A 12,870-nucleotide genomic window follows, 5' to 3' on the forward strand; every position below is an offset into this window, starting at 1 on the left:
ACGGCCAACCCTGATATAATCATTTTTTTCCTGTGTTAAGGCATCCAGTATACCTTTCTTTTTAAAAGGAGCATGTAATTCTAAAGCATGAACCACGGCTTTTTTGATTTATCATCTGCCCCACCGGTAGCGGCACGCCAGTTTACGGCATTGCTTGACGCCTCTGCCTGAGGATAAATCAGCCTATTTAAGTTTAGCACTTCACTGGTTGAAGCAAGGGGCACAAAAGGAGTGCCGTAATTTGTACGGCGCTGCAACACCCAGGCATCATACGGCTGATGAAACATTGCGATCCAGGACTGTTTGTAAATTTGAGCAAGTGCGGTGGTTGCGCTACTACTATATGCAACGGCCGGATGAGCGAGCATCGTAGTTAGTTCACTAGTGGTGGGCGCGGCATCGGGTTTTCCTACTACCCAAATGGAAGATGCATTTGCCTCTTTATACCAAAACTTTACAGACTCTGTTATACCGGCTTCATAAAACTGTTTGGCTGTAGCTGCATTTGCAGTAACACCTCCGATTCCCCTGTTATAGATCTCAGCCTTTAAAAAACTAACCTCGCTTCCGGTAATCGTAAGATCAGGTATTGTTCTGCTGGCCACATAATAGTAGTTTAAGGGCGAATATAAATATGTACCCGGCACCTCCCAGGTTGTGGTTCGGGCCTCTGCATAGGGATCATTATTTTTTCCATCTACAACTCCGTTGGCCGTTTCGGCTTCAGTACCAACCGGTGGATTCTGAGGGTATGGTTTCCATTGCTTGGCTTTGTTTGGCTCAAAAAATATTTTAGTGCGCAGGTCAAATATTCCAGACCCATCGGTTGCCCTTGTGGCAGACATTGCGTCCCAAATTGTGGATCCCATTCTAATATAGGAATTTCCCCTGAAAGTACCTGATCGGTCAATTTGCAGTCCTGTTACTTTTGCCGGGTCTATTCCAATATATTCACTGGCATCTAATAATGGTTTTGCCAGTGCTTCCGCAATAATGGCATCTGCTGATGCCGTATTCTTATTACGCATAATAACTGCATAACGCAAGCGAACAGAGTTGGCAAACTTTGTCCATTGGGCTATGTCATTTTTAAGTAACACATCGGCTGCTCCTAATGACACCTGGTCTGCGCCAGTGGTAAAATTGTCAACGGCCCATTTCAACTCACCAAGTGCTGCCGGAAAAATATCCATCTGTTGGTCGTACACAGGGCGATAATACTGAGCTCCCAAATATGATTTGCCCGCCTCGGAATAAGGCATATCTCCATAGTAAGTAGTATTGGCGAGTGTTTTAAGCGCTATTATTGTTTTCAGCATTGCCTTAACATTGGTCAATTTAGAAGCATCGTCGCTTGCATCTATCAACTCTATTGCCTTATTATAATCTATCAAAGTGTTGTAGTAGTTGGACCAGGCTGCCGCGGCCTTGTCATCCAGCCTGTAACCAGATGCTGCATAAGATGCTGCTAATTGTGAGGCCTGATACAGATGCGACGTAAATAACGCCCTCCCGTTTTCACCCAGGCTCGAAGCTATACTTGTAAACAAGCCCTGTATTGTGGGAGCATATACTTTATTATCCCAGGGCTTATTAATATCTCCAAAATCTTTATTACAGGATATTAACATCGTGCTGCTAAACAGCAAAACCAGAAAGCTTTTTATCATGAGTTTCATTGTAGTAGAATTAAAAAAGTTAAAATTGAGCCTTAATACTAAAGCCAAAAGTCCGAATGCTTGGGAAACCTGACCATTGCAGACCCTGAGCATTTCCTGTTCCCATAATCGCTTCCGGGTTCAGATGATCGGGTAATGTCGTGTGGAAATAGAACAGGTTTCTACCAATCAAAGACAAGGAAAGCCCCTGAAATACTCCTGTTTTTGATGCAATAGCCGCCGGCAGGTTGTATGACAGCGCAACCTCCCTCATTTTTACCCATGTATTCTCAAATACCGAAAGGCTGCGGGGCCTGTTAAGATGTGTCCACCCTGTGTAAGACCCTGCATATTTGTAGATGGGGTTTACAACCCGGTCATTTATTTTTCCATCATCAACATTATAACCATCCATGATTACTCCCACATTAGCCGTTGTTCCATCGGGAAACGTGTAAGGAAGTCCCCCGCCGTCCCTCTCTTTCAATGTGGCCGGAGAAATACCACTCCCCATTGCTGTGGAATGATCGAAGGAGTAAATGTCGCCGCCTATTTTAAAGTCGACTAACCCGTATAAACTAAAATTTTTATATCTGAATGTATTTCCAACACCCCCTGTTAATTTTGGAGAAGCATTTCCTATTATCACAGGCTTTGTGGTCGCTTTGTAAAGGGTTCCTACCACGTTTCCAGAGGCATCTTTTACGTTTGTAATAAGCTTATTTCCTTTTTCATCCCTCAAAAAATCGGTACCATATATAGCGCCGTATTTCTCACCCGGGGATACTTTCATGAAAACACCCAGGTCTCCAAAAATATCTCCAATTCTTAATTCTTTAATACCATCGGCCAGTGAGACTACAAAATTGTCATTCTTTGCTCCGTTTAACGTAAGATTCCAGCCAAAATCGGCCGCTTTTATCACTGCAGCATTTAAAATAAAATCAAAGCCCCTGTTGCGTAATTCGCCGGAGTTGAAGGTTACCGTATTTACCCCGGAAGATGGAGCAACGTCTGCAGAAAGTATTTGATTCTTTGATAAAATATTATAGTAAGTAACATCAAGGTTAAGCCTGTCATTGAAGAAGCCAAGGCTGGTTCCAATTTCCGAAGACGCAGACGTTTGAAACCCGAGCTTAGCGGGTCTCAGTGTTCCGGGAAAGGAATAAGTTGTTTGTCCTCCAAATGAGCCTACGTCATAATTTGCTCCCAGCAGGTATGGATCGGAAGCATTGGCGCTTCTACCATAGCTAACTCTTAATTTACCGTAGGAGAAGGTCTTCGATTTCAGATTCAGAGCATCTGAAAATATAAAACTCACATCACCAGAGGGATAAAAAGTTGAGTTCTGATCGGGAGAAAGTGTGGAGTTCCAGTCATTTCTGCCAGTAAGGTTTAAATATATATAATCTTTGTAGCTAAGATTCAGAATACCCAGTACTCCCTGTGATTTTACCTCATATCGTCTTTCTCCTGTACCATATTTATTGGCATCTGCCCTATCGATATCCACAATGTTTCCCAAACTGTAAATACCCGGAACCTTAAAAGTACCATTGTTCCATCCGGTTAACCCAGATGATTTGTTAGAATAGGAATTAAACATTGCGGAGGCACTTGCATTAAAGCCGTCTATAAACAAATTGCTTTTCTGAGCAGTAACCATTACGTCCGTATTCATAAATTTATTCTTATCCAACTCTTTGGTGAAGCCGCCTCCGGTAACGCCGTTGATTCCGCTGGTCGTATTGTTAGTCGTTTCAAACCTTGAGGACATCAAATTAGCAGACGTTCTTACAAAAGCACTAAGCCAGGGGGTTATTTCAGCATTTAACTTTATGGTGCTTATAAGTTCATCTCTGTTAAGTCTTGAGTTCCTTTCGTTAAAATACCAAAACAAATCCCGGGAATATTCCTGTTGAGGATATGCGGAGCCAAAATCGATCTTGGCGCCATTGGCGGTTTTATAGTTATCAAACTCGAGCGGTTTATACTCTCTGGACATTCCATAAACTGAAAATTTAGACCAGGAATTATTGGTTCCGATTTCGGGCGTATTTAGCCTGTAATTCTGGTTATATGCAATGTTTACATCTGAGCTCAATACTTTGGATATTATAAAATGTGAACCCAAAGCAAAATTAGTATTGTTGTAATTTGTATTGGGTACAACGGCGTTTGCATCGGTCCTTGTAGCAGATAGTCGTATCGTTCCAATTTCGGATCCGGAGGAAAAAGACACATTATGCGTTGTTTCATTGCCCTGCCTGTAATACGCTTCCCGGTTATCTGGCTGGGGCGAATATGGTCTCAACTGACCATCCCACCACCGAACCATTTTCCCATCCAGTTTTGGCCCCCAGGAAGAACTGGCTCCAAACCAGCTAAATATATCTGCTGTATAAAAGCCGCCGGGGATGGAGCCATGATAGCCACCAATACCGGATCCGCCGGAAGCATAACTTGAGCCGCCATATAAAGTGGGCAGATAATATTCTCCGTTTTTTGTTTTTGGCAATTCAGGATTGGCCGACCATAATCCCGCGGCAAAACCACCTCCGTACTCATTTTGCACATCCTGAAACCGGAATACATTGGAATAATTTGTTGTGAAGTTATAATCAACTCCGATCCCCTTTCTTTTCAATCCCTTTTTACTTGTTATCAATAAAACGCCATTTGCACCCCGCGCTCCATACAAAGCTGCCGCATTGGGACCCTTTAGTACAGATACGCTTTCAACATTATCCATATTAAGATAACTTAAATAGTTACCCCAATCCCTGGTGCTCGATATGTCTGTACCCGTTGTTGCCGATTGTGCCAATGGAGTATTGTCCACAATGGCACCATCAACCACAATGAGGGGCTGATTATTTCCGGTCAGCGAGTTATTGCCCCTTATCACAATCCTGGAAGATGCATTACCGATCCCATTAGCGGTGGAAACATTTAAACCCGCTATTTTTCCTGCCAGTCCCTGTGCAAGATCTACGGGGCTGGCTATAGTGATGTCCGACCCTTTTATCTGCTGAACGGCATATCCCACAGATTTTTTATCCCGTTTAACGCCCAACGCCGTTACCACCACTTCATCCATTCCTCCCTGAAGGGTAGAAAGCTTCACAAGCAATTCCTCATTATTCCCAACCAATACCTGCTTGGTCACATACCCCACAGCGCTAAACTCTAATACTGAATTGCTTCCCTGCACCTGAACCGAAAATCTTCCGGTTTCATCTGTGGCACCACCAATACTTGTACCAACTATAGAATAGGTAGCATTGGGAACAGGATCTCCTCCTTCGTTTGTTACTGAGCCCTTAACAAGAATCTGTCTGGATTGGGCCCATGCTAATGGCATAAAACTGATTAGTAGCAAAAGCAGAAATAGCTTTTGCATCGTTTTTCTCATACTCATTTTTCTCATTTTTAATCGTTAAAATTATTGGTGTTCCGGTTGATTCTATAATCAAATAAGCGTTTTTTTGTGTTCCTTGTTTCTGGCACGTACCAGGTTCTCCAGCACCAGTGCGGCGGCGCCAATCAGCTCGGCGCGGCCTCCCATCTGGGAAACCTTTACAGCAGTATTTTCGGCCAAACGGAGGATACAATGTTCATTTACCGCCTGCAGCACCGGGGCCTGCCATATACGCCCGGCCTGCGCACCGCGACCGCTCAGCAGCACCAGCTCCGGATTAAATAAATGGATGAGCACGGCTACGCCCCGCCCAATATCGTACCCTGCCGCCGTAAGCAGCCGGATCACGTACTCGTCTCCCGACTGCGCTGCCTTTACAATGGCCTGCCAGTCCTTTTCGATGGCGCCTGTGCGGAAGTTCTTTTTCAGGAATGAAGTACTCCCCTTCCGTTTCAATCCCTGCTCCGCCTTTTCGATGATGACCTTTAAAGAAGTTTCGGTTTCAAGACAGCCCCTTTTTCCGCAGGAGCATATCTTATTATTATTAAAAAAGGGAATATGGCTAAACTCCCCTGCAAATCCGCTCTCACCCCGGTACAGCTGGTTATTAAGAATAAGGCCCAACCCCACACCCCAGCCCAGGTTCACCACCATGGCATTGCGGGCGCCGGCTGCAGCGCCAAAGCGATGCTCCGCCAGCGCAATGATGCTGGAGTCGTTATCAATATAAACAGGTATTTCCAAAGCGCTGCCCAGAAAAGCGGTAATACTGCTTTCATTGGGGAAAAACGAATAATTAATTCCCTGCGCCGCATCAATAAACCCCGGCATGCCAATACCCACTCCCAGCACTTTTTTCTTTGGGATCTTCGATTTCTTAATGGCCTGCTCAATGGCGTTCTTTAATTGTGTCAGCGCACCGGGATTATTGGCCAGCAGCAGTTCCTGCTGAACAATGGCCCCTACCGGCTTATTATGAAAATCAACAACGGCAATCCTGGTGAGCATCTGGTCCATCGCCACGGCAACCACATACATGGCATCCGGTTTAACCGAGTACAGGGCCGGCCGCCGGCCGCCATTGGAAGGCGCTAACCCGTTTTCCTCCACTACCCCTTCTTTGATCAGATTATTGATCATTTGAGTGGTTAATGGAATACTTTTACCAATACGGGAACTGAGCTCCGCACAGGACAGGGATCCGGCATAATAAAATTCCCTAAAAATCAGGTGTTTATATTGCAATCGCTTTTGCATCACAAAAATGTTATTTCAAATTTAACAAAGTTTTTAAAATAATTAATAAGTATAGCAAATTTTTTTTTAAGAAAGTACCGCCACCGGTTTATATAAGCCATAAAATTTCCGCATCTTTGCTGCCCTTTTTTAAAACCGGGGCCAAAAAAGGCTCCGGGGGATCCATAAATAACCCATTCGAATGAAACAGTCGCGTGATGCTGCTATTGGCTTTATCTTCATTACCATGACCATTGATGTCATCGGCTTCGGACTGATCATTCCGGTAATGCCCAGGCTGATTGCAGAGCTGAAACAGATCAGCATCAGCGAAGCCAGCGTTTATGGCGGTGATCTGCTGGCGCTTTATGCAATAATGCAATTCCTGTTTTCGCCTTTTATGGGCAACCTGAGCGACCGGTTTGGAAGACGCCCCGTGCTCCTGCTGTCCCTGCTGGGGTTTTGCTTCGATTATTTGGTCCTGGCCTTTGCCCATACCTATTCATTGCTGGTAGTGGGCCGCATTTTATCGGGCATCACCGGCGCCAGCTTTACAACCGCCACCGCCTATATTGCAGATATCAGCACCAATGAGAACCGGGCCAAGAATTTTGGGCTTATCGGTGCGGCTTTTGGTCTGGGCTTTGTTATCGGGCCGGCATTGGGCGGACTGTTATCGGTGTGGGGATTACGGGCTCCTTTTTTTGCAGCAGCGGGATTGTGCCTGCTGAATTTCCTTTATGGGTACTTTGTATTGCCGGAATCCTTAAAGCCCGAAAACCGGAGGCCTTTCAACTGGCTAAAGGCAAACCCCATCGGCTCCCTGCTCCTGTTTTTTAAATATCCCGGCATCCTGGGGCTGGTGCTTTGCTTTTTCTTTATCTTCCTTGGAGGACATGCCGTACAAAGTAACTGGAGTTATTTTACCATGGATCAGTTTAAATGGTCCGAAAAGGAAGTGGGTATCTCCCTGGCCATTGTTGGGGTGCTCGTGGGCGTTGTACAGGGTGTACTCATCCGCTATACCAGCCCCCGGCTGGGCAATGAAAAAAGCGCTTATACCGGCCTGTTCCTGTATGCATTTGGCATGATCCTGTTTGCTTTTGCCACCAGGAGCTGGATGATGTATGCCTTCCTGGTTCCCTATTGTATGGGCGGTATTGCCGGCCCGGCTCTGCAGGCACTGATCACCAACCAGGTTCCTGCAAATGAGCAGGGCGCTTTGCAGGGGGGCCTCAATTGTGTTATGAGCCTTACCTCTATCATTGGCCCACTGATGATGACCCGGACCTTCTATTTTTTCAGCCATGAGCAGGCTCCGGTTTATTTTCCAGGCGCGCCTTTTGTGCTGGGAGCTGCGCTAATGCTGGTAAGCGCGGTTATGGCCTACTATATGCTGCATGTAAAAAAGAAAACGGTCCTCACTTCATAATGGACCTGGGGTTCACGCAAATTCAATAATCGTTTTGGGATCTATTTTCAAAACATTATACAACCTTTTGGCCATCTGCATTGATACGCTTCTTTTTCCACTCATTATCTGGCTTAGCGTATTTTCCTTAACCTCCAATAATGCAGCTGTTTGCCGCTGGTTTAGCTCCTTTTTCTCCATTTGCCTTTCAATGCTAATAATCAACGGGTTTTTAACCTTGATATGTTTAAACTTCATGTGTAGGCTTTCGTAATCGGCAGCCATCCTCCCTACACGCGCCATTTCACGCGTGTATTTATTATCGGCATCTAATTCAGCCAAATATCCGTTTTTAGTAGCATAGCGTTCCACTTCATCCACGTAGGCCATTACCTTTTTGTAGGTTTCTAAATCAGTAATCTCTTTAAGATCTTCAAATTGCCTTTTCATAATTCAAATAGTTTGAATGTCCTTTATTTTATCATATTGGGCATGCGTGCCGCAAAATTTTATTCTCATGTATCCATTTACAAAAACAACCAATACCACAAACCTGTAACGGTTGCCTTTGATATTGAAAACATATCTTTGATTTCCTACATAATCGGCAGCCGGAAACAATTGCTTTATGTCGTTATGCCCGGTGAAATTATTGTCTTCTATGATGTCAACCCATTTGTTTACCGGGTTGATTGCATCCTTATGTTTTGAAACAAAGGCTTCCAATTTATCCTTGTTGGTGATTTTCATGCCCCAAAGATAGAGAAAACTTCACAAAACGCGAAGTCGACTTATTCTCCTTTCTTGCCCGCCTGTACCGGATCGGGCGGATTTTACAATCTTCATTCAATGTGGTTGACTTAGTGCACCGATGTCCAATATATTGCTCACTCCCTATGCATCGCATGCGCGTCAGGTTAAGAACAGATCATATTGCCATGAAATGTAGTATGGGTAAGCCTTTCATGCCAAAAAGATCGCATCTTTTAATGGCAAACAGGCGCAGCGCGCCGTTGACCCTTATAACGATGAGCACCCAAAACATCCCGTAGCCGCAGCGCGGCGGTAATTTCCTGTGCACGGCTTGTACAAACCGCAATAATTACCGGTGCGCGGCACCTTTATTACCCGTATGGTCGTTTACTAACAGGATCAGCGCTGCGCTGCAGCTCCCAGGGCAAAAATTAACCTGACGCGCATGCGAAACTTCGGGAACATTTCAAACCCAATACCCTTCCCTGCTTTATGTCTTCCCGGCCATTATTCTGCCTAAGAAGCCATTAACGCTGCTACACTTTTCTTTTCGCTGCCGATAAAGATGCGGCCTCCAATGATCACCACCGGACGCTTCAAAAAGGTATCGTGCTTGAGGATATAATCGCGGTAATCGTTTTCGGTCAGTTTTTTATCTTTTAACCCCAGCTCTTTATACAACAGCGCCCGGCGGCTGAAAAGCGCCTCATAGCTTCCCGCAAGCAGCTTCATTTCATCCAATTGCTTTGGGGTTATTTTTTCTGTGCGGATATCCTGCAGCTGAAACCCGTTTTGTTCACTGATTCCGGCTTCTTCCATTATTTTTTTACAGGTATCGCAGGTGGCGAGATAATATATTTTTTTCATTGCTGATTGATGATTTGCCGGCAGTCGGCTCCTAAAGTAGCAAAAACAGAAGTTTAAAATTGCAAATGTAAAATATCGAATGTAAAAGAAGTATTTGTTAATAAAGAGAACCTTTAAGTTGTTTGCCCGGCTTCCCTTCTACATTCTACATTTAATATTCTTCATTTTACATTTTTCACTGCTTATATCCCCCGGATTTAAAGATCTTTTCCGCCAGTTGATAATAGCTTAAGGCCTGGCGGTACAAGCTATCATTCACCGCCATTTTTGTTGCCGTTCCGGTACTAAAATCGGGGCGCTGCTGCTCCACTTTGCGCGGTGGCGTTTGCACCACCAGCTGGCTGTCCCTTAAATAGCCCAAACCGCTATAGGTACTGATGAAGGCCCGGTCCTTGCCCGGTGGCATCCGCAGCAGATCCTGCCCAAAAAATTTTGAACGGTAGCTTTTGTTCAGCAGCCCCAGGATGGTAGGCACCACATCCATCTGCGATACTATATGGTCCACTACCTGCGGCTGCAGATTGCCCGGGCTGTAAACAAACAGCGGAATGTGATACCCGGTAACCGGCAGATCCGTTTTGCCGGCCGCAGAAGCACAATGATCGGCAACGATTACAAATACGGTATTCGAAAACCAGGGTTTTGCAGCGGCCTGCTTCAGAAAACTGCCGATACAATAATCGGTGTATTTAACCGCCCCTTCCCGCTTCTGCAGTTTGGGAGAAATATCGATCCGCCCTTCCGGATAGGTGTAGGGCCGGTGATTGGACACGGTCATGATCTGTGCAAAAAAAGGCTTTCCGGTAGCTGCATTTTTATCAAACTGCTTTAGCGCCAGGGTAAACATATCCTCATCTGCCACACCCCAGATATTGGCATAGTGGATCTCCTCCGGCTTCAACGCAGAGCGATCGATCACTTCATAGCCGTTTGCGGAAAAATAAGGCCCCATATTGTCGAAGCTGCTGTAGCCGCCATACAAAAACTGGGTGGTATAGCCCCGTTCTCTCAAAACGGAACCAATGGTAAACAGACTGTCATTGTTTGGACGGCGCACAATACTTTGCCCGGGTATGGGCGGTATGGAAAGTGAAAGCACTTCCAGCCCGCGCACCGTGCGGGTTCCCGTGGCATAGCATTTATTGAAAAAAACAGATTGCCGGCTCAGACTGTCTAAAAAGGGCGTAATATTTTGGGTATTGCCAAATGTGCCCATAAAAGCAGCGCTGAAACTTTCAATACTGATGAGCACCACGTTCATCCGTTTTTCCGGGCCCGGATAGTTGACCATCCGTTCTATAGAGAAGGCATCATTGTTCAAAAAACTATCGGTTGGGGAACGCTCCAGCAGCTGTTTCCGCACTTCGGCAAGGGCTTCTTTATCCGGTATGGTTTTATAAAAACGGTAAAAATCCAGGTCGTTGTTCCAGAAGGCCGCGCCAAATTCGTATACCCCGTTGCCGGCCAGCTGGTTTACATAATCATTATCGCTGAAATTTTTGATCCGGTTGTTCACCAAAAAATATACCAATGCCGGAGCCGCCAGTAATGCCAGCGCCAATACCGATCGTTTGGCAAATGCGGGCCGCGCAAAAGCCCAGCCATTCAGGCGTTTCCGGATGAGCAGGAAGACCAATACCGTCACCAGCAGCACACCTGCAATGATCCAGCCGATGGGGTACGATTCCCGGATATTGCCCACCACCTCATTAGTGTATATGAGGTAGTCCACGGCAATGAAATTATAACGGGAACCAAACTCATCCCAAAAGAAATACTCGCTGACAATATTAAAAACAAATAAAAACAGGACAATAAAAAAGAACACTTTCATACCCCGGATCCTCCAGCGGTGGCGGTAGGCATCCGTTTTTGAAGCAAGCAGCAGGTAGATCCCAAAAAGCAACACCAGCAGTCCCGTAAACACCCAGGGCAGTTTTTTATCAAACTCTTTGGGAATGGGATTATGGATTACAGAAAGAACAATGCCAATAATAAAAAGCACGATCACCCCTTTTTTCCAGGGATTTTTGAAAAGAAGATCATTGGTAAACCAGGCAATGAGAATAAAGGGAATGGACACAAAGGACAGGAAACAGAGATCATAAAACAAACCGATAAAAAAGATCCCCGCTATATCCCCAAGCCCCAGCGACAGGTTATCCAAGGACACCAAAAGCAACACCAGGCGGGTAATAAAATTGATTATGATACCGCTGAGGTACAACATTAACAGCGGTTTGAATCGTTCCGCCAACAACGCTTTGTTATCACACATCCAACATTTATTTAAATGATAAATTTATTGTTCATTTCACCTGCAACAGATGATTACTCCTTTTGTTTCCCCGCCCGGGAGTAAATTCACGGGCATTCTGTAGCCGATTCATTCGTTCTTTGCTCCGTATCTATTGAATGGGCCACTCCTTAAGCCGTTCATCGATCTCCATTTCCTGCTCATCAATAACGATTACCTTCTTCATATCAGGATGCACGGGATCTATTATTATATTACACTCCTCTGGTATGATTGCGGAAGGCAATATATAAGCCAACCATGCCCTGCTTTCCAAAAGCGCTGTACCGAAGGCCTTTGATGGTATGGAAGCCGGCTTATCGCGCCAGTTTACAGGCAATTTTTCCAGGGGAACTCTGAAAATACAGTCATCCGGTACAAATAGTGTTCGTAATACCAGGTTTGTAGTTAAATAGTTGTTCCTGGTAGTATTGGCCAGCTGCTCCACCGTTGCCAGCGCCCTGCTTTCAGCCGTATAAATACACCGGGTATCTTTTTTGTTCCAACGGCCTCCGGTAATACCCGCACCAATTCCTTTCAGATTCTCATCAAGGTGTTTTTTCTTTACAATCCTGTAAACGTTCATCGTTATTGTTATACGGAGTAAGGAATTTTATCGGGGGAGAAGCATACGGAGCAAGGACGAAGTAAGCTAAGAATAAACGCCATATTCTATTCGGCCCAGCAGGTCCTTTACCTCATTAAAGCCATACGAGGTATCTAAGTGATCGATGGGTCTTCTATTCCCTAATGCAGCATTCTCTGTACGCATCCAGCTGTTAAACCCCTCTTTGTTTTCAAAAACATTGTACCCATAGGAGTATAATTCAGCGATTTGAAATAGTTTATCGCTTTCCTGAACATGATAAGTATAATCCACCGCTTTTTTTATAAGCGTTTGCTTGGTAACACCTACAATAAACGCCAGGATATTATAATCCAGACCCGTCTGATTTTTAAGATATAACAATTGGCGTTGTGATATCCCGTTTTTAATAATACGGATGGCCATTGCCCCGCCCATCTTGTACTCCGCCACCGATCTATTGCCCAAAAGGCTTTTATCCGGATAGTCTTTTCCATCGGAGGGGCCTTTTTTATCAAAAACCGCAGACTTGTCCATAGTTTTTATTTTACCTCCATCAAAGGTACAAAAATACACTTACAAAAGTAAATTTTCACCCTTCCTCTTTCTTTTAAACCAATACAGCCAAATATTGTTAATTTT

At 44.9% G+C, this 12,870-nt stretch carries 10 protein-coding genes; 1 reads left to right on the top strand and 9 read right to left on the bottom strand.

Features of this window, described 5'->3' with window-relative positions; translation table 11 throughout:
* Positions 1 to 80: 80 nt before the first annotated feature.
* From GGU45_RS06400 to GGU45_RS06410, 3 genes are read right to left on the bottom strand one after another with little or no spacing between them, the layout of a single operon-like run.
* Positions 81 to 1,679 carry a SusD/RagB family nutrient-binding outer membrane lipoprotein gene (locus GGU45_RS06400; RefSeq protein WP_435223057.1) on the bottom strand — a complete coding sequence of 533 codons (1,599 nt, stop codon included), beginning with the start codon at positions 1,677 to 1,679 and terminating at the stop codon, positions 81 to 83.
* 19 nt (positions 1,680 to 1,698) lie between these two features.
* Positions 1,699 to 5,079, bottom strand: a complete 3,381-nt coding sequence (locus GGU45_RS06405; protein WP_435223059.1) for a SusC/RagA family TonB-linked outer membrane protein — start codon at positions 5,077 to 5,079, stop codon at positions 1,699 to 1,701.
* A 51-nt stretch (positions 5,080 to 5,130) separates the two neighbouring features.
* Positions 5,131 to 6,336, bottom strand: a complete 1,206-nt coding sequence (locus GGU45_RS06410) for an ROK family protein (protein WP_435223061.1) — start codon at positions 6,334 to 6,336, stop codon at positions 5,131 to 5,133.
* Between the two features lie 181 nt (positions 6,337 to 6,517).
* Between GGU45_RS06410 and GGU45_RS06415 the strand changes: the two genes are divergently transcribed.
* Positions 6,518 to 7,747, top strand: a complete 1,230-nt coding sequence (locus tag GGU45_RS06415) for a TCR/Tet family MFS transporter (protein ID WP_435223062.1) — start codon at positions 6,518 to 6,520, stop codon at positions 7,745 to 7,747.
* A gap of 12 nt (positions 7,748 to 7,759) precedes the next feature.
* Here the strand turns inward: GGU45_RS06415 and GGU45_RS06420 are convergent, their stop codons facing one another.
* The 6 genes from GGU45_RS06420 to GGU45_RS06445 all read right to left on the bottom strand — a co-directional run bounded on the left by GGU45_RS06420 (position 7,760) and on the right by GGU45_RS06445 (position 12,765).
* A complete protein-coding gene (locus GGU45_RS06420) occupies positions 7,760 to 8,176 on the bottom strand; it encodes a helix-turn-helix domain-containing protein (protein ID WP_435223064.1) in 417 nt (138 codons plus the stop codon).
* Positions 8,177 to 8,179: 3 nt separating this feature from the next.
* A complete protein-coding gene (locus GGU45_RS06425) occupies positions 8,180 to 8,476 on the bottom strand; it encodes a type II toxin-antitoxin system HigB family toxin (RefSeq protein ID WP_435223065.1) in 297 nt (98 codons plus the stop codon).
* A 519-nt stretch (positions 8,477 to 8,995) separates the two neighbouring features.
* On the bottom strand, positions 8,996 to 9,346 hold the full coding sequence (locus GGU45_RS06430; RefSeq protein ID WP_435223067.1) for an arsenate reductase family protein: 351 nt from the start codon (positions 9,344 to 9,346) through the stop codon (positions 8,996 to 8,998).
* A 175-nt stretch (positions 9,347 to 9,521) separates the two neighbouring features.
* A complete protein-coding gene (locus tag GGU45_RS06435; RefSeq protein WP_435223069.1) occupies positions 9,522 to 11,624 on the bottom strand; it encodes an LTA synthase family protein in 2,103 nt (700 codons plus the stop codon).
* Positions 11,625 to 11,754: 130 nt separating this feature from the next.
* Complete coding sequence (locus tag GGU45_RS06440; protein WP_435223071.1) at positions 11,755 to 12,228, bottom strand: RES family NAD+ phosphorylase; 474 nt, start codon at positions 12,226 to 12,228, stop codon at positions 11,755 to 11,757.
* 66 nt (positions 12,229 to 12,294) lie between these two features.
* Positions 12,295 to 12,765 (bottom strand): Xre family toxin-antitoxin system antitoxin, encoded by a 471-nt coding sequence (locus GGU45_RS06445; protein WP_435223072.1) that lies wholly within the window; start codon positions 12,763 to 12,765, stop codon positions 12,295 to 12,297.
* Positions 12,766 to 12,870: the final 105 nt, after the last annotated feature.

The sequence above is a fragment of the Niabella hirudinis genome (genome assembly GCF_051201075.1).
Classification (GTDB): domain Bacteria; phylum Bacteroidota; class Bacteroidia; order Chitinophagales; family Chitinophagaceae; genus Niabella; species Niabella hirudinis.

What these genes read in the sequence shown, in the direction of transcription:
- GGU45_RS06405 (WP_435223059.1), bottom strand. Translation starts at nt 5,079, where the DNA reads ATGAGTATGAGAAAAACGATGCAAAAGCTATTTCTGCTTTTGCTACTA.
- GGU45_RS06435 (WP_435223069.1), bottom strand. Translation starts at nt 11,624, where the DNA reads ATGTGTGATAACAAAGCGTTGTTGGCGGAACGATTCAAACCGCTGTTA.
- GGU45_RS06445 (WP_435223072.1), bottom strand. Translation starts at nt 12,765, where the DNA reads ATGGACAAGTCTGCGGTTTTTGATAAAAAAGGCCCCTCCGATGGAAAA.
- GGU45_RS06440 (WP_435223071.1), bottom strand. Translation starts at nt 12,228, where the DNA reads ATGAACGTTTACAGGATTGTAAAGAAAAAACACCTTGATGAGAATCTG.
- GGU45_RS06415 (WP_435223062.1), top strand. Translation starts at nt 6,518, where the DNA reads ATGAAACAGTCGCGTGATGCTGCTATTGGCTTTATCTTCATTACCATG.
- GGU45_RS06420 (WP_435223064.1), bottom strand. Translation starts at nt 8,176, where the DNA reads ATGAAAAGGCAATTTGAAGATCTTAAAGAGATTACTGATTTAGAAACC.
- GGU45_RS06400 (WP_435223057.1), bottom strand. Translation starts at nt 1,679, where the DNA reads ATGAAACTCATGATAAAAAGCTTTCTGGTTTTGCTGTTTAGCAGCACG.
- GGU45_RS06425 (WP_435223065.1), bottom strand. Translation starts at nt 8,476, where the DNA reads ATGAAAATCACCAACAAGGATAAATTGGAAGCCTTTGTTTCAAAACAT.
- GGU45_RS06430 (WP_435223067.1), bottom strand. Translation starts at nt 9,346, where the DNA reads ATGAAAAAAATATATTATCTCGCCACCTGCGATACCTGTAAAAAAATA.
- GGU45_RS06410 (WP_435223061.1), bottom strand. Translation starts at nt 6,336, where the DNA reads ATGCAAAAGCGATTGCAATATAAACACCTGATTTTTAGGGAATTTTAT.